At 47.8% G+C, this 25,635-nt stretch carries 21 protein-coding genes and 1 tRNA gene; 14 read left to right on the top strand and 8 right to left on the bottom strand.

Annotation, left to right across the window (positions count from 1 at the left end; all coding sequences use genetic code 11):
• Window positions 1–10: 10 nt before the first annotated feature.
• From BLU99_RS02260 to BLU99_RS02235, 6 genes are all read left to right on the top strand, one after another.
• Window positions 11–478, top strand: coding sequence for an NfeD family protein (locus BLU99_RS02260; RefSeq protein WP_091899541.1), 468 nt, complete (start codon window positions 11–13; stop codon window positions 476–478).
• 61 nt (window positions 479–539) lie between these two features.
• A complete protein-coding gene (locus BLU99_RS02255; protein WP_091899540.1) occupies window positions 540–1,493 on the top strand; it encodes an SPFH domain-containing protein in 954 nt (317 codons plus the stop codon).
• Window positions 1,494–1,611: 118 nt separating this feature from the next.
• The gene (gene dapA / locus BLU99_RS02250) at window positions 1,612–2,499 is read left to right on the top strand and encodes a 4-hydroxy-tetrahydrodipicolinate synthase (RefSeq protein WP_091899539.1); all 888 of its coding nucleotides are present in this window, start codon (window positions 1,612–1,614) and stop codon (window positions 2,497–2,499) included.
• 5 nt (window positions 2,500–2,504) lie between these two features.
• Window positions 2,505–3,386: an AraC family transcriptional regulator gene (locus BLU99_RS02245; RefSeq protein WP_091899538.1), complete on the top strand. Its 882-nt coding sequence runs from the start codon at window positions 2,505–2,507 to the stop codon at window positions 3,384–3,386.
• Between the two features lie 120 nt (window positions 3,387–3,506).
• A tRNA-Arg gene (locus tag BLU99_RS02240) sits at window positions 3,507–3,580 on the top strand.
• A 78-nt stretch (window positions 3,581–3,658) separates the two neighbouring features.
• The gene (locus BLU99_RS02235; RefSeq protein WP_091899537.1) at window positions 3,659–4,369 is read left to right on the top strand and encodes a sigma-70 family RNA polymerase sigma factor; all 711 of its coding nucleotides are present in this window, start codon (window positions 3,659–3,661) and stop codon (window positions 4,367–4,369) included.
• Between the two features lie 17 nt (window positions 4,370–4,386).
• Here the strand turns inward: BLU99_RS02235 and BLU99_RS02230 are convergent, their stop codons facing one another.
• From BLU99_RS02230 to BLU99_RS02200, 6 genes are all read right to left on the bottom strand, one after another.
• Window positions 4,387–6,291, bottom strand: a complete 1,905-nt coding sequence (locus BLU99_RS02230; RefSeq protein WP_255397411.1) for a glycoside hydrolase family 97 protein — start codon at window positions 6,289–6,291, stop codon at window positions 4,387–4,389.
• Between the two features lie 217 nt (window positions 6,292–6,508).
• Window positions 6,509–8,563 carry a molecular chaperone HtpG gene (gene htpG, locus BLU99_RS02225; protein ID WP_091899536.1) on the bottom strand — a complete coding sequence of 685 codons (2,055 nt, stop codon included), beginning with the start codon at window positions 8,561–8,563 and terminating at the stop codon, window positions 6,509–6,511.
• Between the two features lie 118 nt (window positions 8,564–8,681).
• On the bottom strand, window positions 8,682–10,463 hold the full coding sequence (gene rpsA / locus BLU99_RS02220) for a 30S ribosomal protein S1 (RefSeq protein ID WP_091899535.1): 1,782 nt from the start codon (window positions 10,461–10,463) through the stop codon (window positions 8,682–8,684).
• A 229-nt stretch (window positions 10,464–10,692) separates the two neighbouring features.
• Entirely contained in the window at window positions 10,693–12,030 is a 1,338-nt protein-coding gene (locus tag BLU99_RS02215; protein WP_091899534.1) for an NADP-specific glutamate dehydrogenase, read from the bottom strand.
• 292 nt (window positions 12,031–12,322) lie between these two features.
• The gene (locus tag BLU99_RS12335) at window positions 12,323–13,249 is read right to left on the bottom strand and encodes an NAD(P)H-dependent oxidoreductase (RefSeq protein ID WP_218128528.1); all 927 of its coding nucleotides are present in this window, start codon (window positions 13,247–13,249) and stop codon (window positions 12,323–12,325) included.
• Window positions 13,250–13,335: 86 nt separating this feature from the next.
• Window positions 13,336–15,639 (bottom strand): NADP-dependent malic enzyme, encoded by a 2,304-nt coding sequence (locus tag BLU99_RS02200; protein ID WP_091899533.1) that lies wholly within the window; start codon window positions 15,637–15,639, stop codon window positions 13,336–13,338.
• Between the two features lie 118 nt (window positions 15,640–15,757).
• On the opposite strand from BLU99_RS02200, the gene BLU99_RS02195 reads away from it, so the two are divergent.
• The gene (locus tag BLU99_RS02195) at window positions 15,758–16,378 is read left to right on the top strand and encodes a TetR/AcrR family transcriptional regulator (protein ID WP_218128527.1); all 621 of its coding nucleotides are present in this window, start codon (window positions 15,758–15,760) and stop codon (window positions 16,376–16,378) included.
• A 44-nt stretch (window positions 16,379–16,422) separates the two neighbouring features.
• On the opposite strand, the gene BLU99_RS02190 is transcribed toward BLU99_RS02195, so the two are convergent.
• Entirely contained in the window at window positions 16,423–17,922 is a 1,500-nt protein-coding gene (locus BLU99_RS02190) for a DUF4301 family protein (protein WP_091899531.1), read from the bottom strand.
• A 215-nt stretch (window positions 17,923–18,137) separates the two neighbouring features.
• On the opposite strand from BLU99_RS02190, the gene BLU99_RS02185 reads away from it, so the two are divergent.
• A complete protein-coding gene (locus BLU99_RS02185; RefSeq protein ID WP_091899530.1) occupies window positions 18,138–20,234 on the top strand; it encodes a RelA/SpoT family protein in 2,097 nt (698 codons plus the stop codon).
• Window positions 20,235–20,254: 20 nt separating this feature from the next.
• Window positions 20,255–20,533: a hypothetical protein gene (locus BLU99_RS12135; protein ID WP_144006074.1), complete on the top strand. Its 279-nt coding sequence runs from the start codon at window positions 20,255–20,257 to the stop codon at window positions 20,531–20,533.
• Window positions 20,534–20,540: 7 nt separating this feature from the next.
• On the opposite strand, the gene BLU99_RS02180 is transcribed toward BLU99_RS12135, so the two are convergent.
• On the bottom strand, window positions 20,541–21,518 hold the full coding sequence (locus BLU99_RS02180; RefSeq protein ID WP_091899529.1) for a GNAT family N-acetyltransferase: 978 nt from the start codon (window positions 21,516–21,518) through the stop codon (window positions 20,541–20,543).
• An 85-nt stretch (window positions 21,519–21,603) separates the two neighbouring features.
• On the opposite strand from BLU99_RS02180, the gene BLU99_RS02175 reads away from it, so the two are divergent.
• From BLU99_RS02175 to BLU99_RS02155, 5 genes are all read left to right on the top strand, one after another.
• The gene (locus tag BLU99_RS02175) at window positions 21,604–22,131 is read left to right on the top strand and encodes a nitroreductase family protein (RefSeq protein WP_091899528.1); all 528 of its coding nucleotides are present in this window, start codon (window positions 21,604–21,606) and stop codon (window positions 22,129–22,131) included.
• A 6-nt stretch (window positions 22,132–22,137) separates the two neighbouring features.
• Window positions 22,138–22,656: a KdsC family phosphatase gene (locus BLU99_RS02170; RefSeq protein WP_091899527.1), complete on the top strand. Its 519-nt coding sequence runs from the start codon at window positions 22,138–22,140 to the stop codon at window positions 22,654–22,656.
• A gap of 20 nt (window positions 22,657–22,676) precedes the next feature.
• Window positions 22,677–23,258 (top strand): Maf-like protein, encoded by a 582-nt coding sequence (locus BLU99_RS02165; RefSeq protein WP_369807688.1) that lies wholly within the window; start codon window positions 22,677–22,679, stop codon window positions 23,256–23,258.
• Window positions 23,259–23,267: 9 nt separating this feature from the next.
• Window positions 23,268–24,902, top strand: coding sequence for an NAD(P)/FAD-dependent oxidoreductase (locus tag BLU99_RS02160; RefSeq protein ID WP_091899526.1), 1,635 nt, complete (start codon window positions 23,268–23,270; stop codon window positions 24,900–24,902).
• Window positions 24,903–24,989: 87 nt separating this feature from the next.
• Window positions 24,990–25,610, top strand: coding sequence for a cytidylate kinase-like family protein (locus BLU99_RS02155; protein ID WP_091899525.1), 621 nt, complete (start codon window positions 24,990–24,992; stop codon window positions 25,608–25,610).
• Window positions 25,611–25,635: the final 25 nt, after the last annotated feature.

Raw genomic sequence — 25,635 nt, 5'->3', positions numbered from 1 at the left:
ATAAGGTTATATGATTGATTATTTTGCACAACACTTATGGCAGATGTGGGCGGTGATAGCCGTCGTCTGTCTGATCCTGGAACTGACGGCAGGCGACTTCTTTATCATCTGCTTCTCCGTTGGTGCGGCCTTTGCTGCTATCGCGGCGGCCCTTGGCTGTAACATCTATATCCAGTTGCTGGCCTTTGCCGTATTCTCACTGATCTGTCTCTTCTGGGTGCGGCCTCTTGCCAAACGCTATCTGCACAAGGGCGAGGACCGTCGTGTGAGTAATGCCGATGCTTTGATGGGGCGTCATGGTAGAGTGGTGGAGACCGTCAAGGCTGATGGCTTTGGACGTGTGCAGATCGATGGCGATATCTGGAAGACTGTTACCAATGAGGCTCAGGATATCCCCGAGGGAGCGAACGTGCGTGTCGTCGGACGTGAGAGCACTATTATCACTGTTGAGACGCTGAAGACTGAAGGTCACGATTAAGCATGCTCAACAACAAAAAAATCATTCAAGATTATACTAAATCATTAAATAATTAAAAGCTATGGACATTATGACTTATGTATTTATTGCCATCGTCATACTGGTGATTATCTTCGCCAAGATGGCATTGGTGATCATTCCCCAGTCGGAGACGAAGATTATTGAGCGTCTGGGACGCTATTATGCCACGCTCCAGCCGGGTATCAACATTATTATCCCGTTTATAGACCAGGCTAAGTCGATCGTGGTACTCAGTCATGGCCGTTACATGTATTCGACAACCATCGACCTGCGCGAACAGGTCTATGACTTCCCGAAACAGAACGTCATCACGAAGGACAACGTGCAGACCGAGATCAATGCGCTGCTCTACTTCCAGATTGTGGATCCCTTCAAGGCTACCTACGAGATCAACAACCTGCCTAACGCCATCGAGAAACTGACGCAGACAACACTGCGTAACATTATCGGTGAACTGGAGCTCGACGAGACGCTGACGTCGCGCGACACCATCAACAAGAAACTGAGTGCTGTGCTTGACGATGCCACAGACAAGTGGGGTGTGAAGGTGAACCGCGTAGAGCTGCAGGATATCACTCCTCCCGACTCTGTGCTCACGGCCATGGAGAAACAGATGCAGGCCGAGCGTAACAAGCGTGCGCAGATTCTGACTTCTGAAGGACAGAAGGCAGCAGAGATCCTGGCTTCTGAGGGTGAGAAGACCGCCATCATCAACAAGGCTCAGGCCGCCAGAGACCAGGCTATCCTCGAGGCTGAGGGTGAGGCCCAGGCTCGTATCCGTAAGGCAGAGGCAGAGGCCAAGGCCATCGAACTGATCACGGAGGCTGTGGGCAAGTCGACGAACCCCGCTAACTACCTGCTGGCTCAGAAATATATCCAGATGATGCAGGAACTGGCTGAGGGCGACAAGACCAAGACGGTGTACCTGCCATATGAGGCCACGAACTTGCTCGGTTCGATCGGTGGCATCAAGGACTTGTTCAAAGCAGAATAGTTTTTGCATAAAATCGCAGATTCCGCGGATTATACAGAAAAAAAGAAAAATTATTCTGTGAAGCCTGCGGAATCTGCGGTTATTTTTGTATCTTTGCGCCCAATTAGATTTAGACTGTATGGTACATAATATCTTTAAGGGATTGGGCATTGCTCTTATTACCCCGTTCAAGGAAGACGGCTCCGTTGACTATGAGGCTCTCTTGAGACTTCTCGACTATCAGTTGAACAACGGTGCCGACTTTCTTTGTATTCTAGCTACAACCGGTGAAACCCCAACATTGAATGCTGAGGAAAAGCAGAAGATCAAGGATCTGGTTGTTGAAAAGGTACAGGGACGCGTGCCTATCCTCATGGGATGTGGAGGCTATAATACAGCCGCTGTGGTAGAAGAGCTGAAGACGGGCGATTTCCGTGGTGTGGATGGTGTTCTCAGTGTCTGTCCATATTACAACAAACCGTCTCAGGAAGGACTCTATCAGCACTTTAAGGCCATTGCTGCCGCAACGAAACTGCCTGTCGTGCTCTATAATGTACCTGGTCGTACGGGTGTAAACCTGAAGGCTGAGACTACGGTGCGCCTGGCTCGCGACTGTCAGAATATCGTGGCTATCAAGGAAGCCAGCGGTAACCTGGAACAGGTCGACGAGATCATCAAGAACAAACCGAACGACTTTGATGTGATCTCTGGTGATGACTCCCTGACGTTCCCGATGATATCGTGTGGTGCTGTCGGTGTGATTAGCGTCATCGGCAACGCACTGCCTAAGGAGTTCTCTAAGATGATTCGTCTGCAGATGCGTGGCGAGTATGATCCTGCCCGTAAAATCCATCATCGTTTTACCGATCTCTTCTCTCTGCTCTTCGTCGACGGAAACCCTGCGGGCGTTAAAGCGATGCTGAGTGAGATGGGCTTTATACAGAATGTGCTGCGTCTGCCGTTGGTACCGATGCGTATCAGCAATATGCAGCGTATGGTTGAGATTCTCAGAGAACTGAAAATATAATAACGATGGAGAACAAGGTCATTCATGAGATCACGCCCTTGATGGGTAAAGATGTGCTCTACATTGCTGACCGCCGCAAAAAAGAGTTTACTTATCCCATCCATAATCATGAGGTCTATGAGTTGAACTTCGTGGAGCATGCTGCTGGTGTGCGTCGTATCGTGGGCGACTCCAATGAAGTGATTGGAGAGTATGATCTGGTGCTTATTACCAGTCCTGATCTTGAGCATGTGTGGGAACAGAACAACTGCACAAGTGAGGATATCCGTGAGGTGACGGTACAGTTCGATATCGATTTCAGTGATAGTGGTATCTTCGCACGCAATCCCTTCAACTCCATGAAGAAGATGATGCTTGAGGCTCGGAAAGGTCTCTGCTTCCCGATGACAGCTATCATGCGTGTCTATCAGCAGATCGATTCCCTGAGTAGCATCAAGGACGGTTTTTATGCTTTCACGCAGTTCCTGACGATTCTGTATGAACTATCTAAGTGCGACGGCGCACGTACGCTCTCGTCTAGCAGTTTTGCCAAGGTCGAAGTGTCAAGCGACAGTCGTCGGGTGCAGAAGGTGAAGAACTTCATCGATCAGAACTATAAAGACGAGATACGCCTGTCACAGGTTGCCGACATTGCCGGCATGAGTCCGTCTGCTTTCAGTCGTTTCTTCAAACTCCATACGGGTAGGAACCTTAGTGAGTATATCATCGACCAGCGTCTTGGATATGCCAGTCGTATGTTGGTCGACAGTACCCACTCAATAGCGGAGATCGGTTTCAGTTGTGGCTTCAATAATCTGAGTAATTTTAACCGTATTTTCAAGAAACGAAAAGGGTGTAGTCCCTCTGAATTCCGCGAAAACTACCATAAAACAAGGATTATCGTATAGCTTTTCGGGCGAATATCAATTTTTTTTGAAAAAAGTTCAGAAAAGATTTGGCCAGTTCAGAAAAAGTGTGTACCTTTGCATCCGCAAATCAGAAATGATTGCGACAACAAAACGGAATTTGGTTCCGTAGCTCAACTGAATAGAGCATCTGACTACGGATCAGAAGGTTGTGGGTTTGAATCCCGCCGGAATCACAAAGAGAGGTTTTTACCTCTCTTTTTTTTGTATATCCGATTATTCTTTGTAACTTTGCAGCAATAGATACGGAAACAATGGAAGATTCAGCATTAAACAGATATTTGGACGAAATTGGTAAGGAGTCGCTGCTTTCCGATGAGGAGGAGCGTAAGCTCTCCGAACGAATCCAAAATGGCGACCAACGGGCACTCTCTAAGCTCGTGGAGGCAAACCTGCGGTTTGTCGTCTCTGTCGCTCGTCAGTATAAAGGCAAAGGTGTGGCGATGGAAGATCTTGTCAGTGAGGGAAACATCGGACTGATGAAGGCGGCTTCGAGATTTGACGCATCGAAAGGTGTGCGGTTCGTGAACTACGCCGTGGCTTATATCCGTCAGCAGATGGAGAGAGCCATTGATCAGCAGGCTGGTCTCTACCAGGTGCCGAAAGATGTGAAAGACGAGGTACAGGCCCGTCAGCAGAGTGTGCCACTCTCTGTAGATGCACCGCTCGGTCATCGTGCCAACATGAGCCTCCTGTCTGTTTTGGTGAATCAGGATGCGCCGTTGGCCGATGAGCGGGTACATTCAGAGACCGTTGAGGCTGCTGTGGAGTATGCCTTGGGGACTTTGGATGCAAGGGATAGGAGTGTGGTTAACGCTTTCTTTGGCATCGGACAAGAGCATGAGACAATGGCTGAGATTGCTGAAGACCTGAACATAAAGCGTGAACGTGTCCGTCAGATCCGTGACAAAGCCATACGTAAGCTCCGTAAAGCCTATAAGGACCGCTTGCGTGAACTGAAATAGCAAACCTCTTTATATTGTTATTTGATAATAGCACTCCAGCCACCGCCAGGAGCCAGACGAACGTTTATTTGTTTGTCTTTCATCACTTCTATCTGTGTCTTCACGTAATCTGTGGCATCACGGTCGGCATTCACTCCGTCGGCAAAGATTTCTGCCTGGTGGGTACCCTCGCTGAGCATAGACAGTGGGATGGTGAGTTCACGCGGTGTCCAGTTGGTCATAGCTGCAATATACCATGTCGAACCCTTGCGCTTAGCTATAACAGCGTATTCGCCTAACACTCCATCGAGTGCCACAACCTCATCGAAGATTGTTGGGATCTGACTGATAAAATCAGTGGTCGACTGTTCGCGTTCATACTTCGTCGGTGCATCAGCAAGCATTTGAAGAGGTGCGTCGAAGATGGTGTACATTGCCACTTGATGGGCACGAGTGCCCTGACTCATAGGATGGTCGTTGTTACCAAAGAACTCTGCGCGTGTTGCGTTGGTCATCGCGCCAGGGGTATAGTCCAACGGTCCAATCAACTGACGTAGATATGGAATCGATACATCATAGCGTGGTTGGTCGTGCAGTGGACCGTCACCGACTCTCGGTTCCCACTTTGAATTTTCCAATCCTTTTACCCCTTCAAAGTTGACAATATTCGGGAATGCCGTTTGTATGCCCGTAGGACGGTAGCCATGGAAGTCAAGCAACAAGTGGTTTTTTGCAGCACATTCGGCAATTTTCCATGCAGAGCGCATGACCGTCTGGTCATCACGGTCGAAGAAATCCACCTTAAAGCCTTTTACGCCCAATGAAGCATAGTATTTGAAATCGTCTTCAGTATGATTGATGCAGTTGCGCCAAGAAGTCCAGAGTATAATTCCAACGCCTTTCTTTTCTGCGTAGGGCAGAAGACTGAGTAGGTCGATGTCTGGATTCAATTCTGAGCGCAGGCTCTCGTCGGTGCTCCATCCTTCGTCGATAATAATGTACTCAAGATGGTTGCGGGCAGCAAAGTCGATATAATAACGGTAGGTGTCAGTGTTCATGCCAGCACGGAAGGGAACACCTGTCAGCATGGTGGCATTCCACCAGTCCCATGCTACCTTACCTGGACGGATCCATGAGGTGTCTTTAAGTTGACAAGAAGGACCAAACCGCTGTGGAAGACGGGCATTGAGCAAGTCCTTGTCCTGTTCTGTGACCATAACGATACGCCAGGGTAGTGAGCCTTTCACATCCTTGGCAATATAACTGGCTCGCGCTGTCGGCACCAGGTTTAGACAGGCATAGCCGCTTATCTCTTCGCGAGTTGGAACAGGGGCGAAACAGGCTTTCAGTCCGTGTTCTCCATTTCTAAGCAGGAACATGCCCGGATAGTCAACAGCTCCCATATCAGCGATGACAGCTAACTTGTTTTGCGGCAGTCTGACAGCTAAGGGGTTGATGGCCAAAGAGTCTTTGAACATGGCTGATAACGGCTGCTCATTGTAATAGGATTCAAAACTGAAACTATAGCGTTCTCCGCTTCTATTGTCGTTGATGTAAGGAATGAAAGCCGGATAGTCGGCCAAGAAATTGAACTCTGCAGTCTCGCTGTCGATCGTGATGGGGCGTTTTCCAATAATGTGGATGCGGTATGCCGCAGCATCGTTGTCGGCACGGAACTCCACGCGATATTGCCTGTTGCTTATCATGGCGGTGTTCTTCGTAACCTTACCATCCATTTTCTGGAGCGTACCGTTCAGACCGATTTCCGAAGGTGCTAGTACCTGTGTCGTGCCATGATTAACTTCCCATGTCAGTTTTTGTTGGTTGGCATGGATCTTGATAAATAATTTACCGTTTGGTGATGTAACGGTGAAATCCTTTGCTGCCGCACTCATGGTGAATGCGGTTACCATTAGTAGTGCAATTGTTTTGTTTTTTTTCATTATCATTTATGATTTGATATTATCTGCAAAATTACGGAAAAAAACTGATATTACCTCCTGGCATTGTGAAAATGTGCTCTATTTAATCATCTGTTACCATTGCCATTAGATGAACATGGCTATATTTCCTTCGGAAATGAGTGATGGAGATATTTCCTTATTGGACAAGGAAGATATCTCCATCATACATAGTTACTACCTATATGAAACGTAGAGCTTATTTGATCAGATCGACACTTCGTTTAAGGAAACGGTCGAGGGCTTCGCCCTTCAGCATGCCGTTCTGTAACAGAGCCAGGTCGATAAGCTGGTGAACGATATCGTTGTCTTTGGCATAATCGGCTATCACCTGCTGTTTCTTGTCTTTCTGCTCTTGTACAGCCTTCTCTGCTTCTGCCTTCTGATCTTTATCCTCCTGAGTCAGCTCGTCGTACTTTTTCTTATCCTGTGACTGTCGGATGGCGGCCAGGCGAGCCTCTTGCCCCTTCAGTTCACTGATGATAGGCTTCAAGGCCTCTGCTGTGGCACTCTCACTATCGCTGAGCACCTTCTTGACCAGCGGATGGTCGCTATTAAGTACGATATTAAAGGCATCAGGCATCTGACCGTAGAAGTTCATGCCTGACTGGAAGCGACTCATCTCCTTCATACGGCGCATATACTCGTTTTGCGTGATGATTACCGGACGAGCCTCTGTGCCGAGGGCGTCAACCTGTACCATGAACTCTGCCTTCTCGATCTTCGGCAACTGTGAGCGGAAAACGGCTGACAAATTGTCACTCTGCTCTTCTGTGAGATCAGACTTCGGTGCATCGGCCTTAACGATCAGACGATCGATGATATCTGAGTCGACACGTGTGAAGCGGCTTTTCTCGAACTTCTGTTCCAGGGTTTGGATGGTGGGAACGTCGAGCTGACCGTCGAGCAGCAATACAGAATAGCCCTTGTCTTGAGCAGCCTTAATATATGAGTACTGTTCCTCTTTGTCGGTGGCATAGAGGTAGACGAGCTGGTCGTCCTTGTCTTTCTGGTTGGCCTCAATGAGCTTCTTGTATTCCTCGAAGGTGAAATACTTACCCTCTGTATCTTTCATCAGGGCGAAGTCCTTGGCACGGTCGTAGAAGCCATCCTCAGAGAGAATACCGTAGTTGATGAAGAGTTTCAAGTCATCCCATTTCTCCTCATATTGCTTACGGTCTTCCTTGAAGATGCTCTGCAGACGGTCGGCCACCTTCTTGGTGATATAGGTGGAGATCTTCTTCACCTCACGGTCGCTCTGCAGATAGCTGCGACTGACGTTCAAGGGGATATCCGGTGAGTCGATGACACCATGGAGCAGTGTCAGGAACTCGGGTACGATACCTTCCACCTGATCGGTGACGAATACCTGATTGCAGTAAAGCTGGATCTTGTTGCGCTGCAGATCGATGTTAGACTTGATGCGGGGGAAGTAAAGGATACCCGTGAGGTTGAAGGGATAGTCGACATTCAGGTGAATCCAGAACATCGGTTCGTCGCTCATGGGGTAGAGTGTACGATAGAACTGCTTGTAGTCCTCGTCCTTCAGGGTAGAAGGTGTCTTCGTCCACAAAGGCTCAACGCTGTTGATGATATTATCTTCGTCGGTGTCGACCTGTTTGCCGTCTTTCCACTCCGTCTTCTTGCCAAAGGCGATGGGTACGGCCATGAACTTACAATACTTGTTCAGTAGGCCTTCCAACTTGTACTTGTCGAGGAACTCCTTGCAGTCGTCGTCAATATACAGGATGATATCTGAGCCATGGTCGGCACGCTCTGCATCGTCGATCTCGTAGGCAGGACTACCGTCGCAACTCCATTTTACAGCCTTTGAACCTTCCTTGTACGACTTAGTGATAATCTCCACCTTCTTTGATACCATGAAAGAGGAGTAGAAACCGAGTCCGAAGTGACCGATAATATTGTTGGCGTTATCCTTGTATTTCTCAAGGAAGTCGCTTACACCTGAAAAAGCAATCTGGTTGATATATTTCTCGATCTCCTCTTCTGTCATGCCGATACCATGGTCGCTGATGGTGATAGTGCCCTTGTCGGCATCGAAGTTCACACGGACAGTCAGATCGCCCAACTCTTCCTTATAGTCACCTTGTGCGGCGAGCGTCTTCAACTTCTGCGTCGCATCGACAGCGTTGCTGACCATCTCACGGAGGAAGATCTCATGATCGGAATAGAGAAACTTTTTGATGACGGGGAATATGTTCTCGGTTGTAACCCCGATGTTACCTTTTTGCATAAGTTTTATCTGTTTTTACTATTAGCAATTTGCTGTTGGCTATCCTTATGCAAATAGTGTGCCAAAAAAAGACTCCCGACAAATGCCGGGAGTCTATTATAGAGAGGAGTAGGGGATATTATTCGCCCTTCTCCATCTTAGCCTTCAGCTCAGCCAGTGCGTCGATGTCACCGAGTGTGGTGCTTGCTGCAACATTCTCGATCTTCGGAGCATCGTCCTTCTTAGCGCGGGCGGTCTTCTTAGCGGCAGCCTTCTTCTCCTCGCGAGCGGGATCCTCGAAGGTGCGGCTGTGAGACAGGATGATGCGCTTGCTGTCCTTGTTGAACTCAATCACCTTGAATGGCAGAGTCTCACCGAGAGTAGCCTGTGAGCCATCCTCCTTGACGAGGTGCTTAGGAGTAGCGAAGCCCTCAACATTCTCCTCGAGTGCAACAACGGCGCCCTTCTCGAGCATCTCGCTGATCTTACCCTCGTGGATTGAACCAACGGTGTACTTAGCCTCAAATACGTCCCAAGGATTGTCCTCGAGCTGCTTGTGACCGAGAGAGAGACGACGGTTCTCCTTGTCGATGTCAAGTACGATCACGTCGATCTGAGCACCAACCTGTGTGAACTCAGAAGGATGCTTAACCTTCTTGGTCCAAGAGAGGTCGCTGATGTGGATCAGGCCGTCAACACCTTCCTCGAGCTCAACGAATACACCGAAGTTGGTGAAGTTGCGAACCTTAGCGGTGTGCTTAGAACCAACAGGATATTTGGTCTCGATAGCCTCCCAAGGATCCTCGCGGAGCTGCTTGATGCCGAGAGACATCTTGCGCTCGTCGCGGTCGAGAGTCAGGATGACAGCCTCAACCTCTTCGCCAACCTTCAGGAACTCCTGAGCTGAACGGAGGTGCTGGCTCCATGACATCTCTGAAACGTGGATCAGGCCCTCAACACCGGGCTGGATCTCAACGAATGCGCCGTAGTCGGCAATCACAACTACCTTACCCTTCACGTGGTCGCCCACCTTCAGGTCGGCATCCAGAGCATCCCAAGGATGCGGTGTGAGCTGCTTCAGACCAAGAGCAATGCGGCGCTTCTCGTCGTCGAAGTCGAGGATAACCACGTTGATCTTCTGGTCGAGCTCTACTACCTTGTGCGGATCATCTACGCGGCCCCAAGAGAGGTCTGTGATGTGGATGAGTCCGTCAACACCACCCAGGTCTACGAATACGCCGTAGCTGGTGATATTCTTAACAGTACCCTCGAGGATCTGACCCTTCTCGAGCTTACCGATAATCTCCTTCTTCTGTGCCTCCAGCTCAGCCTCAATGAGAGCCTTGTGAGAGACAACAACATTGCGGAACTCCTGGTTGATCTTGACAACCTTGAACTCCATGGTCTTGCCTACGAACTGATCGTAGTCGCGTATGGGGTGAACGTCGATCTGCGAACCGGGGAGGAAAGCCTCGATACCAAATACGTCGACAATCATACCGCCCTTTGTGCGGCACTTGATGTAACCCTGGATGATAGCATCCTGCTCGAGAGCCTCGTTAACCTTATCCCAAGACTTGCTGAGACGGGCCTTCTTGTGAGACAGCAGCAGCTGACCCTTCTTGTCTTCTGCGCTCTCAACGTAAACCTCTACCTTGTCACCGATCTTCAGGTCGGGATTGTAGCGGAATTCTGAAGCGGGGATGATACCATCGCTCTTGTAGCCGATGTTGACAACCACTTCTTTCTTGTCAACAGAGATAACCGTACCTTCAACAACCTGATGGTCGGCCACCTTGTTCAGGGTTTCGTCGTACGCCTTGTCAAGCTCTTCCTTGCTGACACCGGCGGTCGTGCCATTCTCGAACTCGTCCCAATTGAAGTCGTCGAGCGGCTTTACGTTCTTTGTTAATTCTGACATAATAAATTAATAAATGTTTGTTTGTAATTAATAAAGTTGGACTTTATGTGAACTGTATGCTCGCGTACGTACACGCAAAGCGGGTGCAAAGTTACAACAATTAATTGATAATTAATGTATAACGGTAGATCTGGTCTTTCTGTTTTAAGGATTATTAACAAAAAGAAGGAGGCGAACCTCTTAAGTCCGCCTCCTTGATTATCCATTATTAATAACCGATGGTCAAGTCTTATACGATACCCTGAGCCATCATAGCATTTGCAACCTTCATGAAGCCTGCAACGTTTGCACCCTTCACGTAGTTGATGTAACCATCAGCCTGTGTACCATACTTCACACAGTTCTCGTGGATATCGTTCATGATACGCTTCAGGTAGTCGTCAACCTCTTTGGCTGTCCAAGACAGACGCTCAGAGTTCTGCGACATCTCAAGACCAGATACAGATACACCACCAGCGTTAGAAGCCTTACCAGGAGCGTAGAGGATCTTGGCATCCTGGAAGATCTTGATAGCCTCAGGCAGTGAAGGCATGTTGGCACCCTCAGCAACGGCGATTACACCATTGTCAATCAGAGCCTGAGCTTGCTCACCGTTGATCTCGTTCTGTGTAGCGCAAGGCAGAGCGATATCGGCTTTTTCGTGCCAAGGACGCTCACCTGCGTGGTAAACAGCGTTAGGATACTCCTCAGCATATTCCTTGATACGTCCACGCTCAACGTTCTTCAGCTCCTTCACATAAGCCAACTTCTCGAAGTCGATACCATCCGGATCGTAGATGTAACCATCAGAGTCTGAGAGAGTCAAGGGGATAGCACCCAACTGGAGGCACTTCTCAGTAGCGTACTGAGCCACGTTACCAGAACCAGAAATCAGCACCTTCTTACCCTTCAGTTCGATACCGCGTGTTGCGAGCATAGAAGTCAGGAAGTATACACAACCATAACCAGTAGCCTCAGGACGAATCAGTGAACCACCGAAGGAAAGACCCTTACCTGTGAGCACGCCCTGGAACTGGTGGGTGAGCTTCTTGTACTGTCCGAAGAGATAACCAACCTCACGGCCACCTACGCCGATATCACCAGCGGGTACATCCTCATCGGGACCAATAACACGATAAAGCTCGTTCATGAATGCCTGGCAGAAACGCATCACCTCAGCGTCGCTCTTGCCGCGGGGAGAGAAGTCTGAACCACCCTTGGCACCACCCATCGGCAGTGTGGTCAGAGAGTTCTTGAATGTCTGCTCGAAAGCGAGGAACTTCAGGATACCCAGGTTCACACTCTTGTGATAACGGAGACCACCTTTGTACGGGCCAATAGCGTTGTTGTGCTGGATACGGTAACCCATGTTCGTCTGTACGTTACCCTTGTCGTCTACCCAAGTGATGCGGAACTCACAAACACGATCGGGGATGCAGAGGCGCTCGATAAGGTTGGCCTTCTCAAACTCGGGGTGTTTGTTGTACTCCTCTTCGATGGTGGGAAGTACCTGAGATACTGCCTGGATGTACTCCGGCTCATTGGGGAATCTCTGCTTCAGATTCTCAACAACTTGTGCTGCATTCATAATCTTCTTACTTTTTTTGGTTGTTATAATGATTAAAATTAATGATTTCGTTGATTACGCTTGCAAAATTACATCAAAAATCTGAAATACCAAACATTTTATCAATTATTTTATTGAAAATCTTTCTTTTTGTCACATAATTGATATACGTCAAGCCAAATAGTTATTTATATACATTTATTATGTGTTCGATAACAAGTTGCTGTTTGCTCCTTGTTGCCCATTATCCGTATGCTTCCCGTTTTATGCTTATATATTAATATAGGTGAATTGTCTGCTCCATGCAGCCGTATCAGATTTCCTCTATAATAGAGGTACCTGATGGGCCGGATGTCCATTGCCATGATTCATAAAACCTTAGTTTGCCGTTTTCGGTTCTAGGTACAGAGTGACATGAGCCTGTCTTCAATTCGCCACAGGTGTTGATGTGTTGGTAAGTGAATTGTAGTTCGTTATCCGTATCAATCGTACCAACGAGGAACCCTTTAATAATGTTCCCACCCGAATATTCGGCCCAAATGATATTGTCCTTCTGATGATAGCAGAACACGGTCTGGATAGAAACTTCGCCAGTATCAGAATTGTCTATAGCCACAAAATGCCGCCCATCAAGAGAGAATACAGTTTCTGTAGGACTGAACAGAGTCAGTCCTCGGTTGTAGGCGGTAGTAAGATTCTTGTCCCAGTCGGTGCATCTTAATGGACAGGCTCTGGTCATGCCACCGAAGACCACAAAATCAGTGTACTTGACACGATTGAACAGACGATCGCCAAACATGATTTTTTTCATGCTGGGCAGTAGGCCGAACTGCTCAAGTTTATCTGTCGTGTTGCCTGCCGTGCAAAGGATGAGACCTTTCTCGAGCACTTTCATGGTTTTTGGACCATAAGCAAAACCGTAGGTAAGTACCCTGTCGAACCAACCTATAAGTTTGGCTGGTGCTTCAGTCCAGAATACGGGGTAAATGAATATAATGGCATCGGCAGCATTGATCTTCGCTTGTTCAGCAAGCACGTCGGCCTCTAAACAGGGCTTGGTCGAATAATGAGCGTCTCTGAGGTATTCTTTCTCCGACATGTCAGTCTTGAAATCCATCTGGTAGAGATCGGAAAGAATGTATTCGTTCCCTGAGTCTTCGATGCCTTTGATGAAGGCGTCACGCACATGACTGGTGAATGAGTCTTCTGATGGATGGCAATATACGATAAAAGCTTTCATTGTGTTGTAATAGTGTCTAGTTGGTGATGAAAATAAAAAAATCCCCAGCCTTTTTAGGCTGGGGATTATAAAGCTTCAGCCTATTGTTACTTACCGATGGCAGAGAGGCGATCCTTAATCTGACCTACGTATGCATCAATAGTCGCAATCGCAGTGATGTTTACGACGTCTCGAACAGATGCACCAAAGTCAATGAAGTGGATAGGCTTGTTCAGACCCATTTGGATCGGGCCGATGACCTCAGCATCAGAGCCAAGCATCTGGAGCATCTTATATGAGGAACGAGCAGAAGTCAGGTTGGGGAATACAAGCGTATTCACTTTCTTACCCTTTACGCGTGTAAAGGGATACTGCTCGTCGCGCAATTCATTGTCAAGAGCACAGTCAAGCTGCATCTCACCGTCGATGGGGAGTTCCGGATACTCGTTTTGCATCTCCTCAACGGCATATCTGACCTTTTGTGCGCCTTCGCTCCGATTACTTCCGAAATTGGAATGACTTACCAGTGCAATGACGGGCTTCTCGTTAAAGAAGCGTACTGCAGTCGCAGCCAGTTTGGCGATATCCTTAAGCGTATCTTTGTCGGGATTCTCATTGACCAGCGTATCGGCGAGGTAATAAGTTCCTTTGGGTGAGTTGACGATATGCATTGTTCCGAAATGATTGTATTCCGGACGGATTCCGATAACTTCTTTAGCCACTTTGATGGTGTTCGAGTACTTGGTGTAAAGACCGGTAATGAAGGCATCTGCCTCACCAGTCTCAACCATCATCATTCCAAAGTAGTTGCGCTCGAACATCTTATCATTGGCCTCTTGGAAGGTGTAACCGTCACGTTGACGCTTTTCCGTCAGGATACGAGCATAGCGTTCGCGGCGCTCCTGCTCGTTGGGGTGACGCAGGTTGACGATCTCGATACCTTCCAGTGATAGGTCAAGGCTCTTAGCGAGTTTCATAATTACCTCGTCGTTACCGAGCAGGATGGGTTGACAGATGCCCTCAGCCTTAGCCTGGACGGCAGCCTTCAGCATGGTGGGGTGAACCGCCTCGGCGAATACCACACGTTGTGGATGAGCGGCTGCGGTAGCATAAAGCTTTTGTGTGAGTTTGGTCTCCTGACCGAGAAGCACAGACAATGAGTCTTTATATTCATCCCAGTCTTCAATATTCTTGCGGGCTACACCACTCTCGATGGCTGCTTTTGCGACAGCTGCCGACACCTCCGTGATAAGTCGTGGGTCAACGGGCTTTGGTATGAAATACTCACGTCCGAAAGTCAGGTTGTTCACCTTGTATACATCGTTTACGACATCGGGGACCGGTTGTTTAGCCAGATCAGCGATGGCGTGTACGGCGGCCAACTTCATCTCCTCGTTGATGGCAGTGGCGTGTACGTCGAGTGCTCCGCGGAAGATGTAAGGGAAACCAATCACATTATTAATCTGGTTAGGATAGTCGGTTCGACCTGTTGACATCAGTACGTCTGGACGGGCTTCCATGGCGTCCTCGTAAGAGATTTCCGGTACAGGGTTGGCGAGCGCAAAGATCACGGGGTTCTTAGCCATGCTCTTGACCATATCCTTTGAGAGTACGTTACCCTTAGACAGACCGACAAAAACGTCGGCTCCCTTGATGGCTTCTTCCAATGTATGAATGTCCGTACGACTGGTTGCAAAGAATTTCTTCTGCTCGTTCAGATCCTGGCGGGTCGTGCTGATCACTCCCTTTGAGTCAAGCATAACGATATTCTCTTTCTGTGCACCGATGGCCATATAAAGTTTGGTACAGGAGATGGCGGCAGCACCAGCACCGTTGACGACGATCTTAACCTGACGGATATCCTTCCCGATTACTTCCATGGCATTCTTCAGACCGGCAGCAGAGATGATGGCAGTACCGTGTTGGTCATCATGCATAACAGGGATGTCAAGCGTTTTCTTTAAGCGCTCTTCAATATAGAAACATTCAGGAGCCTTGATGTCTTCAAGGTTGATACCTCCGAATGTGGGTGCAATCCTCTCAACTGCTTCACAGAATTTCTCGGGGTCTTTTTCGGCAACTTCAATATCAAAGACATCGATACCACCATAAATCTTAAAAAGAAGACCCTTTCCTTCCATAACAGGCTTACCGCTCATTGCACCGATGTCACCCAGACCGAGTACGGCTGTACCATTAGAGATGACTGCTACGAGGTTGCCTTTGTCGGTATACTTATAGGCTGCATCGGGATTCTCCTGAATCTCAAGACAGGGATAGGCAACACCAGGGGAGTAGGCAAGACTCAGATCGGTTTGCGTTCGATATGCCTTGGTTGGCTTAACTTCGATTTTGCCAGGGCGTCCGCTCTCATGATATTCTAAGGCGGCTTCTTTCGTGATTTTGACCATAGTGTATTATTTGTTTAGATGTCTTTTTGAAAATTCGCTCGCAAAATTACAAAAAACCATCGAAAATCATTTCGTTTTTTTTGTTTTTTTGTATCTTTGCAGTCGAAAATGTATGAATATGCAAGAAACCAAAGAGATTTCAGCGTATAAGCAAGGATTAAGAGGAAAGATTCTCGAAACGGCAATGAATGCTTTTGGTGAGAAAGGCATCCGTGCTGTGAAAATGGATGATGTCGCAGTGGATCTTGGCATATCCAAAAGGACGCTCTATGAGCTCTATGATAATAAGGAACAGTTGCTTTTTGAGGGCGTGAAAGTGTACAATGAGCAACGACAGATACTGATCAAAGAAAAAACCAAGAACTGCGGGAACGTGATGGAAATCCTACTGACTGTCTATCGGATAAAGGTGGAAGAATTCCGTCAGACGAATCCTCTGTTCTATGCCGATCTGGTTAAATATCCAAAGGTTGCCCGCTTCCTTCACCAGCAGAATCAGTATATTCATACAGAAATGCAGAAGTTTATTCAGAGGGGTGTCAGTGAAGGTTTTTTTAGAGAAGATGTGGATGAAGCATTGACAATGCACCTTTTCGACGCTTTGGGCGAATATGTGATGATGAATCAACTCTATCGGCGATACACCATCGAGGATATCTTTAAGAATATTATCTTTGTGTCTTTACGTGGTATCTGTACCGAGAAAGGTGTGGTTGCACTGGATCGTATCATCGGTTAGGATAAAAAGAATCCCTGTCGTATTTGGCAGGGATTCTTTAGTTTTTATTGATGCTGTTCGCGCAACAGGTCATTAACAGTCTTGACGGGGTTGAATGTGCCAAGTGGCACCTCAACAAAGATGGTGGACCAGTCGCTCATGGCTCCATTCCACAGACCTGGCAACTCTAATGCTTTCAGCTCTTTTCCCGCTTTTGACTTGGAGGAGATAAAGCCTGTTGTCTTATCAACGAAATCTGGTAGGTTGAATGGCTTACCTTGGTAGTCCTTAACAGCACAGACAAGATCCACAGGGTTGAAGTGTGTACCATTCGAGAACATCTTCATGTATTCCTTGTTCTTTGTGTCGATCTGACTACTTTCGAGAATCTGAGGTGAGACAGTGCCATCTTGGTTGTAGGTCAGGAACGGACCGCCGCCAGGCTCACCGACATTCTTTACAACACCACAGACACGCATCGGACGGTTCAGTTTCTTTCTGAGATAATCGACATCCACTTTGTTGCCTTTAGCGTCGATACAGAGTTCTTCCTCAACGAACTTGGCAATCTGTCCGACTTGTTCATCCGTGGGATTGCCGTCAAGGATGCGGAGATACTCAAAAGCTTGCTTCTGCAAAGAGACAAGTATACCGGCAATAACCTGTTTCCACTCGACGATCTCCGGTTTCAGACGATCAGGCACCACGTTGTCGATATTCTTGATGAAGATGATGTCGCCATCTATTTCATTAAGGTTCTCGATGAGCGCACCATGTCCTCCCGGACGGAAGAGTAACGAACCGTCGTCATTACGGAAAGGTGTGTTGTCGGGGTTGGCAGCAATCGTATCGGTAGATGGTTTCTGTTCAGAGAAAGTAATATCATATTGGATGCCATATTTCTTTGCATAGGAGTCGGCTTTCTCAGTAACCTTTGACTTGAAAAGGGCCATATGCTCATGGGAGACAGTGAAATGAACATGAGCCTCACCGTTTGAGGCGGCATAGAGCGCGCCTTCTACCAGATGCTCCTCCATCGGCGTTCTGGCACCATCAGCGTATTTGTGGAAGAGTAGGAGGCCTTTAGGGAGCTGACCGTAATTGAGTCCCTCAGTCCTTAACATGTTGGCGGCTACGGCCTTATAATTGCCATCGGCGATTAAACTCTTGATGTCTTTTCCCTCGTTTTTCTGACAGACGGCATCGAGCGCTTCGTAAAAGGCAAACTTCTCGATGGAGGCGAAGTAGTCCTTCTCGAAATCCGTTGTCGGTATGGTATAGTCTGCATCTACAAAGGCAAACATGTTCTTGAACATGCGACTGGCTGCACCGGAGGCAGGTACGAACTTCACGATCTTCTTTCCTTCTGCCTTGTAGGCCTTCCATATGGCTTCATACTGCTTGCGCTTTTCGGCATTAGGGGCGATGATGCCGTGACCAATGCCGGCGGCTGTCTCCAGTTTCAGGAAAGGGAATCCGGTTATAAACTCGTTGAGTTGGTTTTCTATTTGCTCTTGGGTGATACCCTTTTGAGCGATTTGCTGCAGATCTTGCTGTGATAACATATTATATAAGGTGTATTTGTCTTTTCTGCATGCAAAGTTACAACAAAAAAACGAGATACAAGGAAATAACCCTAAAAAAGGTTTCTGATTATTAGCTGTATGTTGACTCTTCTTTTAAATTATCAAGGTTTTTGTTTTTTTAAAGATATCTTTTATTTAAAAAGATGTTTTTGTCAGCGGAAAATCGTATCTTTGTCCCATCAACACGACGTATTATGGCTGATCTGTTTACATTCACATACGAAGAAAAAAAGCGGATGGCTGCCCAGACGGCAGAGATCCTTGAAAAGGAAACCGGATTAAAGGGCGATGCTATCCAGGCTGTACACTTGATACCTGAGATAGAGGAGGGACATCTGTCCGTTGAACAAGTCAAGGAGCAATATGGAGATCAGGTGGCTCGTATCTTGCACGGTTTGAACCGTATACAGCAACTCTATCAGAAAAACCCTGTTGTCGAGAGTGAAAACTTCCGCAATCTGCTGCTTTCTTTTGCAGAGGACATGAGGGTGATCCTGATTATGATTGCCGATCGTGTGAATCTCATGCGTCAGATCCGTGATACGGACAATACCGAGGCAAAGATGGCAGTTAGTCAGGAAGCTGCCTACCTCTATGCGCCGTTGGCTCATAAATTGGGACTCTATAAACTGAAAAGCGAACTGGAGGATCTGTCGCTGAAGTACATGGAGCACGATGCATATTATATGATTCGTGAGAAACTCAATGCAACGAAGGCTGCTCGTGATGCGTATATCCAGGCTTTTATAGGACCTATTGAGGAGAAACTGAAGGCGGCAGGCTTGAAGTTCCACATGAAAGGCCGTACGAAGTCTATCCATTCTATCTGGGAGAAGATGAAGAAACAGAAGTGTGGGTTCGAGGGCATCTACGACCTGTTTGCCATCCGCATCATCATCGAATGTGAAGACGAAGGCACTGAACGCCAGACTCATACCCGTGAGGTGATGCAGTGCTGGCAGGCCTATTCGATCGTGACCGATATGTATCAGCCTAACCCTAAGCGCCTGCGCGACTGGCTCAGTGTGCCGAAAAGTAATGGTTATGAGAGCCTTCATATCACCGTGTTAGGACCTGAACAGAAATGGGTCGAAGTACAGATCCGTACTGAACGTATGGATGAGATCGCAGAAAGGGGTGTTGCCGCCCATTGGCGCTATAAAGGTGTTAAGGGTGAGACAGGTCTTGACGAGTGGCTGACGGGAATCCGGAATATGCTGGAGAACGCGGAAGGGATGGAGGCGATGGATCAGTTCAAGATGGATCTTTATGAGGATGAGGTGTTCGTCTTTACCCCAAGAGGCGATCTCTATAAGTTCCCCGTAGGCGCCACTGTTCTTGACTTTGCTTATCATATTCATTCCAAACTCGGCAATCAATGCACGGGTGGACGTATCAACGGACGTGTTGTCAGTATCCGCCAGCTTCTGAAGAGTGGTGATCAGGTGGAGATATTAACCTCTGCTAACCAGAAGCCTAGGCAGGAGTGGTTGAATATTGTGAAGACTTCACGTGCCAAATCGAAGATACGATTAGCATTAAAGGAGACGCAAGTCAAGGAAGGCTTGTTTGCCAAGGAGATGTTGGAACGTAAGTTCAAAAATCGTAAGATTGAACAGGATGAGTCGTTGATGATGCACACCATCAAGAAGATGGGATTTAAGGAGGTTAGTGATTTCTATAAGCAGGTAGCAGATGGTGTGATTGACGTAAATGCTGTTATCGAGAAATATATAGAGGTTAAGGAGGGCGAGAAGACGGTGACAGGCGATAATATTGCACGTTCTGCCAGCGAATTCGAACTTGACGACTCGAAGATAGCCGGATTAAACACTCAGTATAATGATGATGTGTTGGTCATCGACCGTAATCTGAAAGGACTCGACTACCAATTGGCCCGTTGCTGTACCCCGATTTATGGAGATCCTATTTTCGGGTTTGTGACAATTAACGGAGGCATCAAGATTCATCGTACCGACTGTCCTAATGCTCCGGAACTCCGCAGACGTTATGGATATCGCGTCGTTAAGGCGAGATGGAGTGGAAAAGGTTCGTCGCAGTATTCCATCACGCTTCGTGTGGTTGGAACCGACGATATCGGTATCGTAAACAATCTGACGAGCATTATCTCTAAGGACGAAAGACTGGTCTTGCGCTCGATCAATATTGATTCGCACGATGGTCTCTTTAGTGGGAATATCGTGGTGATGCTTGAGGATACCTCCAGACTGGAAAGTCTGATCAAGAAACTACGCACTGTAAAAGGCGTTAAACAGGTGGAGCGAATATAATCCTAACATATCCAACTTATATGAAACGACTATTATACCTGACTTTGACATTTTTGCTGCTTATTACGACTGGATGTCGTCGCCACCGGACAATCCAGTATGTGCGAGTACCGGTAGACACGGCGGCAGCTAATGATATTCCTGGAATGGATGGCGACTCTTTGGTATTGGGAGCAGATGACGATGGTCTGGTCGCTATTCCCGATATCCCTGATGATCGTGGTGTTGACATGGCTGCCAACGACTACGAACTGAAGAAGATGATGATGGGAAAGCGTGATGAGGAATTCAGCTATTGAATGGTGCTCACTCCCTGTAGATCCATGATAACAGTGCATTGACCCACTTGATGGAAAAACGGAACCATCGGTAGGTGCTGACTTCTTTTCCGCCAAAATGGAGGATGAACTCGCGGAATGGATTCTTTGAAAATGGAAGTCCGACATCCATAAAGCACATGTGCTGATAACCTCTCTCATAGGCATCCTTCATGGCATCCCATACTGTTACGTCGTCAGGGTGGAGGGTCAGGTAGGTCTTTCGTCTGAAAGCAGAATACCAAAGATAGGCATTCCCTTCACTGTACACACACGCAGAACAGCCGACGACTTTCCCCTTATATTTTGTAACAAACAGTCGACCACTATCGCCCTCCATGAGCTGGTGGAAGAACATGTCGTCGGGGATATAGCGCTTGGGCTTTAGAATATGGTGCTTGCGTAGCAGTTTGGAAAATGCCCTAAAGTCTTCTTCGTTGTCTACCTCCACTGTTGTGACACCTTTCTGATGGACATGTTGTATACGTCTGAGCATCTTCGGCGTGATGCGTTCTTCCGGCGCATGACTATGTAGAGAATTGTGTATACTCATCCAGTGAACGGGGTAGTAGCCCAACTGGCGAAGCTGCCGGTAACCAAACATCTTCTGACTGAGATTACTTATCTCGATATAGAATACACGCTTATTCATGAGTCGGGTGATGGCCTTCAACATCTCTCCGAGCAATTCATCTCGCCGATGTTCATTCTCTTCATAGACACCTTCGCCGATGATACGACAATGGATGAGCAGAAACGGCGGTAGCCATATAGGACGGATACGTACGATACCCAACAAATGACTGAGGATTTTCCCGTTTTCGTCAGAGGTGACAACCATGTAAGGCTTCTGGCGCGGTGTCTGTTCCAGAATCTCAAATAACTGACGACTATGGAAGAAATTCTTTTCCTCCAGAACAGGTAGTTCACTGCTGGTACGGTAGATGGTTGTCGTCAGTCCTTTCATGCCGCAAAAATACGAATTATTTTAATAAAAGTGCTTTTTTTAGCAGAATTTCACTAACTTTGCAGCAAAATAACGCATATCGACAATGAAGGATTTTAAAGATTTGGCGCAGATGCGTCGTAGTCATCGGAAGTTCACAGACGAGGAGATCGACGCAGAAGACCTGAAACTGATTCTCAGGGCTGCTCTGATGTCGCCCACATCGAAAGGACAGCGTGCTTGGCAGTTCGTCGTGGTGGAAGATAAATTGGATATAGAGAAACTGGCGGATGCCAAGGATCTTGGTAGTCAGTTCCTCAAAGGTGCCCCGGTCGCAATCGTTGTCTTGGGTGATCCCATGCAGAATGATTGCTGGGTTGAGGACGGATCAATAGCCGCTATTTCCATGCAGTATCAAGCCGAGGATCTTGGACTGGGTACTTGTTGGATTCAGATGAGAGGACGCGGACTTGCTGATGGTACTACTGCCGATACGGTGATCCGCGGAATTCTCGATATCCCGGAAAATCTCAATTGCTTGTGTGTTCTTGCTGTAGGGCATTGGACGGATGAGCGTAAGCCTCAGGCGGAGGACCGTCTGAAATGGGAGAATGTACATCTTAATAAATTCTGACAACAGATGATTCAATACGATCTTAATAAGATTCGGGCAATAATCTTTGATATTGATGGTGTGCTCAGTGCCGAGACGATTACACTTAGTGCAGATGGGGTGCCACTGCGTACAGTGAATATCAAAGACGGCTACGCCATACAACTGGCCATGAAACTCGGCCTTCGTATCATCATCCTCACAGGTGCAACCACTCCTAGTGTCCGGGTACGATATGAGGGACTGGGAGTAGAGGATATCTATTTGGGTTGCTCGGTGAAGATCGAGACCTACCGTCAACTCCTGAAACAATATGATCTTACTGACGAGGAGGTGATGTATATGGGCGATGATATCCCTGATCTTGAGATTATGCGTTGTGTAGGCTGCCCGGTCTGTCCGAAGGACGCATGTCCGGAGATCAAGGAGGTGAGCCTGTATGTCAGCGATAGAAAGGGAGGCTATGGCTGTGGTCGTGATGTGATAGAACAGGTACTTCGTGCCCAGGGTAAATGGGTGATGAACGCCAAGGCTTTTGGCTGGTAGTCGATATATGCTTTTGATGCATGATGAAGAATCTTGATAAATATAGGATTGTACTGGCAAGTAATTCTCCGCGCCGAAAGGAACTCCTGGCCGGTCTCGGTCTCTCTTTTGAGGTGCGCGTTATGCAAGGCATCGATGAGTCATATCCCTCAGGTTTGCCTGTCGACGAGGTGGCTCTTTATATCGCAGGCAAGAAAGCAGAGGCTTATCGTGGCGCAATGTCTTCCGATGAGCTTATTATCACTGCAGACACTGTTGTGATTGTAGGGGATGAGATTCTTGGAAAACCTTCTGATGAGCACGATGCGGAACGGATGCTTCGTCTACTCAGTGGACGCACGCATCAGGTGACGACAGGTGTCTGTCTGTGTTCTCTTGATCAGGAGTCTCGTTTTTCGGTGACGACTGACGTGTCTTTTAAGAGTCTGACAGACGAAGAGATTGATTATTATATCACTCATTATCATCCGTTCGACAAGGCTGGTGCCTATGGTATTCAGGAGTGGATTGGATATATCGGTGTGACGGGACTTCATGGTAGCTATTATAATGTCATGGGCTTACCCGTGCAACGTATCTATAACGAACTTCTCAAGTTTTAGGAGATTAAGATGGTAAACGAATACCAGATAAGGGTAATACCTGAGGTTGCTGCACAGGAGGACCGACTGAAGGACTGGCTTGCTGACGAGCATGGACTTGATGTCAAGGCCATCTGGGGCGTGCGTATCTTGAAACGCAGTATCGATGCCCGTCAACGTCAGATCTATGTGAACTTGAAGGTCCGGGTTTATGTGAATGAACAGCCCAGTGATGACGAGTATGTGAGGACTGAGTATCCCCATGTTGAGGGTCGGCCTCAGGTGATTGTCGTGGGGGCTGGGCCTGGTGGTCTCTTTGCTGCCTTGCGACTGATAGAACTTGGTCTGCGGCCTGTTGTCCTGGAACGAGGTAAGAATGTCCATGACCGTAAGAGGGATCTGGCAGATATCTCTAGGACTCAACAGGTGGATGCGGAGAGCAATTACTGTTTCGGTGAGGGAGGGGCAGGTGCCTATTCCGATGGTAAACTGTACACCAGAAGCAAGAAACGGGGAAATATCGATAAGATCCTGAATGTGTTCTGTCAGCATGGCGCATCAACAGCTATTCTCGCCGACGCTCATCCACATATCGGTACCGACAGACTCCCTCAGGTGATTGAGGCCATGCGTAACACCATCATCAACTGTGGTGGTGAGGTGCATTTCCAGACAAAGATGACGCGGTTAATCCTGGAGGGCAACCGGGTGGTTGGTGTTGAGGCTGTTAGTCAACAGCCGACGACCTCTAGTCAACAGCAATATATGGGACCTGTTATTCTTGCTACAGGTCACTCTGCCAGAGATGTTTACAGATATCTTGCTGAAGCAAAGATTGAAATAGAAGGGAAAGGTATCGCTGTGGGTGTGAGACTGGAACATCCTTCTGCGTTGATCGATCAGATACAGTATCATTCCAAACAGGGTAGAGGACGGTTCCTGCCGGCGGCGGAATATTCTTTTGTGACTCAGGTCGCGGGACGGGGTGTCTACTCGTTCTGTATGTGTCCGGGTGGTTTCGTCATTCCGGCCGCTACCGACAAGGAACAGATCGTTGTTAATGGCATGAGTCCGGCCAACCGAGGTACGCGCTGGAGCAATTCTGGTATGGTCGTAGAGGTGCGTCCGGAAGATGTTGAATCAATGGGGCATAGACCATCGAACAAGCCAAGCACGGACTCGCAATCCTCAACTCTCGACTCTCAATTGAAAGTCCTCCGTTTCCAGGAAGAACTGGAGAAGATGTGCTGGCAACAGGGGAATATGCGACAGACGGCACCGGCTCAAAGGATGGCGGACTTCGTAAATGGAAAACTGAGTGGCGATCTGCCGAAGTCGTCGTATGCTCCGGGATTGATATCCAGTCCGTTGCACTTCTGGTTGCCAAAGATGATTTCCACCCGTCTGCAAGAAGGTTTTAAGGTGTTTGGTCGGAATGCGCATGGATTCTTGACAAACGAGGCAGTGCTGATAGCCGTGGAGACACGAACATCCTCTCCTGTTCGTATTGTTCGTGACAAAGACCGACTGCAACATGTTCGTATCCAAGGTCTTTTCCCATGTGGAGAGGGTGCAGGCTATGCGGGGGGTATCGTCTCGGCTGGCGTGGATGGTGAACGGTGTGCGGAGATGGCTGCTGAGTATGTTAAAAGTTTCATATGCTAAGCTAATATTTCTTTCATTTCTTGGATTTTCCGATTCTTTTTTTTATCTTTGCCAAAGGAAAAATGTTTAACTAATAAATGGCGCACTATGAACAGGGAGGAACAATTCGTTATTACGATCAGCCGCCAGTTCGGTACGGGCGGACATGAGATTGGAGCAGAATTGGCACGACGGTTGAATGTCAAACTGCTCGATAAGCAGATTCTGAATGAGGTGGCTAAGCGTACCCATGTGGTGGAGGAGGCCATGGAAAAGATTGAGACACGGAATCCGCTATGGCGCGATGATTTTACGGATTTCTATCGGAATTACATGAGTAAGGCAGAGTATGATGGCGCAGAGCATAGTCAGACCTCGCATGCCTTGTTCAATGCTCAGGCTGAAGCCATCCGTTCCATTGCAGCGAAGGAGTCGTGCGTGATTGTGGGACGCTGTGGTTTCCATATCTTTGCTGATCACCCGAATGCACTAAAGATTTTTATTCATTCCTCTGCGGAGTGTAGAAAACACCGTATTGCAGAGAGGTATGGACTTGACCTGCGCGATGCTGCGGCGATGGTGGTCGACAATGACTATAGTCGTGAGCTCTATACCAAGACCTTTACAGGGAAAGACTGGACCGATGCCCGTAACTATGACATTGCGATAGATGTGCGTAAGTTTGGTGTGAACGGAGCCGTTGACTTCCTAATGAAGTGTATCGAGTAGTTTTTAAATGAAAAATTTGTGTATA

The sequence above is a fragment of the Prevotella sp. lc2012 genome, assembly GCF_900107065.1.
Taxonomy (GTDB): Bacteria; Bacteroidota; Bacteroidia; order Bacteroidales; family Bacteroidaceae; genus Prevotella.
The sequence above is the reverse complement of the archived record's forward strand: the minus strand, read 5'-3'. Positions and strand labels throughout refer to the sequence as shown.

Excerpts from the sequence above, each read along its gene's own strand:
- BLU99_RS12335 (WP_218128528.1), bottom strand. The coding sequence starts at position 13,249 with ATGAAAGCTTTTATCGTATATTGCCATCCATCAGAAGACTCATTCACC.
- BLU99_RS02185 (WP_091899530.1), top strand. The coding sequence starts at position 18,138 with ATGGCTGATCTGTTTACATTCACATACGAAGAAAAAAAGCGGATGGCT.
- BLU99_RS02200 (WP_091899533.1), bottom strand. The coding sequence starts at position 15,639 with ATGGTCAAAATCACGAAAGAAGCCGCCTTAGAATATCATGAGAGCGGA.
- BLU99_RS02260 (WP_091899541.1), top strand. The coding sequence starts at position 11 with ATGATTGATTATTTTGCACAACACTTATGGCAGATGTGGGCGGTGATA.
- rpsA (WP_091899535.1), bottom strand. The coding sequence starts at position 10,463 with ATGTCAGAATTAACAAAGAACGTAAAGCCGCTCGACGACTTCAATTGG.
- BLU99_RS02175 (WP_091899528.1), top strand. The coding sequence starts at position 21,604 with ATGAAGGATTTTAAAGATTTGGCGCAGATGCGTCGTAGTCATCGGAAG.
- BLU99_RS02230 (WP_255397411.1), bottom strand. The coding sequence starts at position 6,291 with ATGAAAAAAAACAAAACAATTGCACTACTAATGGTAACCGCATTCACC.
- BLU99_RS02255 (WP_091899540.1), top strand. The coding sequence starts at position 540 with ATGGACATTATGACTTATGTATTTATTGCCATCGTCATACTGGTGATT.
- BLU99_RS02190 (WP_091899531.1), bottom strand. The coding sequence starts at position 17,922 with ATGTTATCACAGCAAGATCTGCAGCAAATCGCTCAAAAGGGTATCACC.
- BLU99_RS12135 (WP_144006074.1), top strand. The coding sequence starts at position 20,255 with ATGAAACGACTATTATACCTGACTTTGACATTTTTGCTGCTTATTACG.
- BLU99_RS02160 (WP_091899526.1), top strand. The coding sequence starts at position 23,268 with ATGGTAAACGAATACCAGATAAGGGTAATACCTGAGGTTGCTGCACAG.
- htpG (WP_091899536.1), bottom strand. The coding sequence starts at position 8,563 with ATGCAAAAAGGTAACATCGGGGTTACAACCGAGAACATATTCCCCGTC.
- BLU99_RS02235 (WP_091899537.1), top strand. The coding sequence starts at position 3,659 with ATGGAAGATTCAGCATTAAACAGATATTTGGACGAAATTGGTAAGGAG.
- BLU99_RS02170 (WP_091899527.1), top strand. The coding sequence starts at position 22,138 with ATGATTCAATACGATCTTAATAAGATTCGGGCAATAATCTTTGATATT.
- BLU99_RS02195 (WP_218128527.1), top strand. The coding sequence starts at position 15,758 with ATGCAAGAAACCAAAGAGATTTCAGCGTATAAGCAAGGATTAAGAGGA.
- BLU99_RS02245 (WP_091899538.1), top strand. The coding sequence starts at position 2,505 with ATGGAGAACAAGGTCATTCATGAGATCACGCCCTTGATGGGTAAAGAT.
- dapA (WP_091899539.1), top strand. The coding sequence starts at position 1,612 with ATGGTACATAATATCTTTAAGGGATTGGGCATTGCTCTTATTACCCCG.
- BLU99_RS02180 (WP_091899529.1), bottom strand. The coding sequence starts at position 21,518 with ATGAAAGGACTGACGACAACCATCTACCGTACCAGCAGTGAACTACCT.
- BLU99_RS02155 (WP_091899525.1), top strand. The coding sequence starts at position 24,990 with ATGAACAGGGAGGAACAATTCGTTATTACGATCAGCCGCCAGTTCGGT.
- BLU99_RS02215 (WP_091899534.1), bottom strand. The coding sequence starts at position 12,030 with ATGAATGCAGCACAAGTTGTTGAGAATCTGAAGCAGAGATTCCCCAAT.
- BLU99_RS02165 (WP_369807688.1), top strand. The coding sequence starts at position 22,677 with ATGATGAAGAATCTTGATAAATATAGGATTGTACTGGCAAGTAATTCT.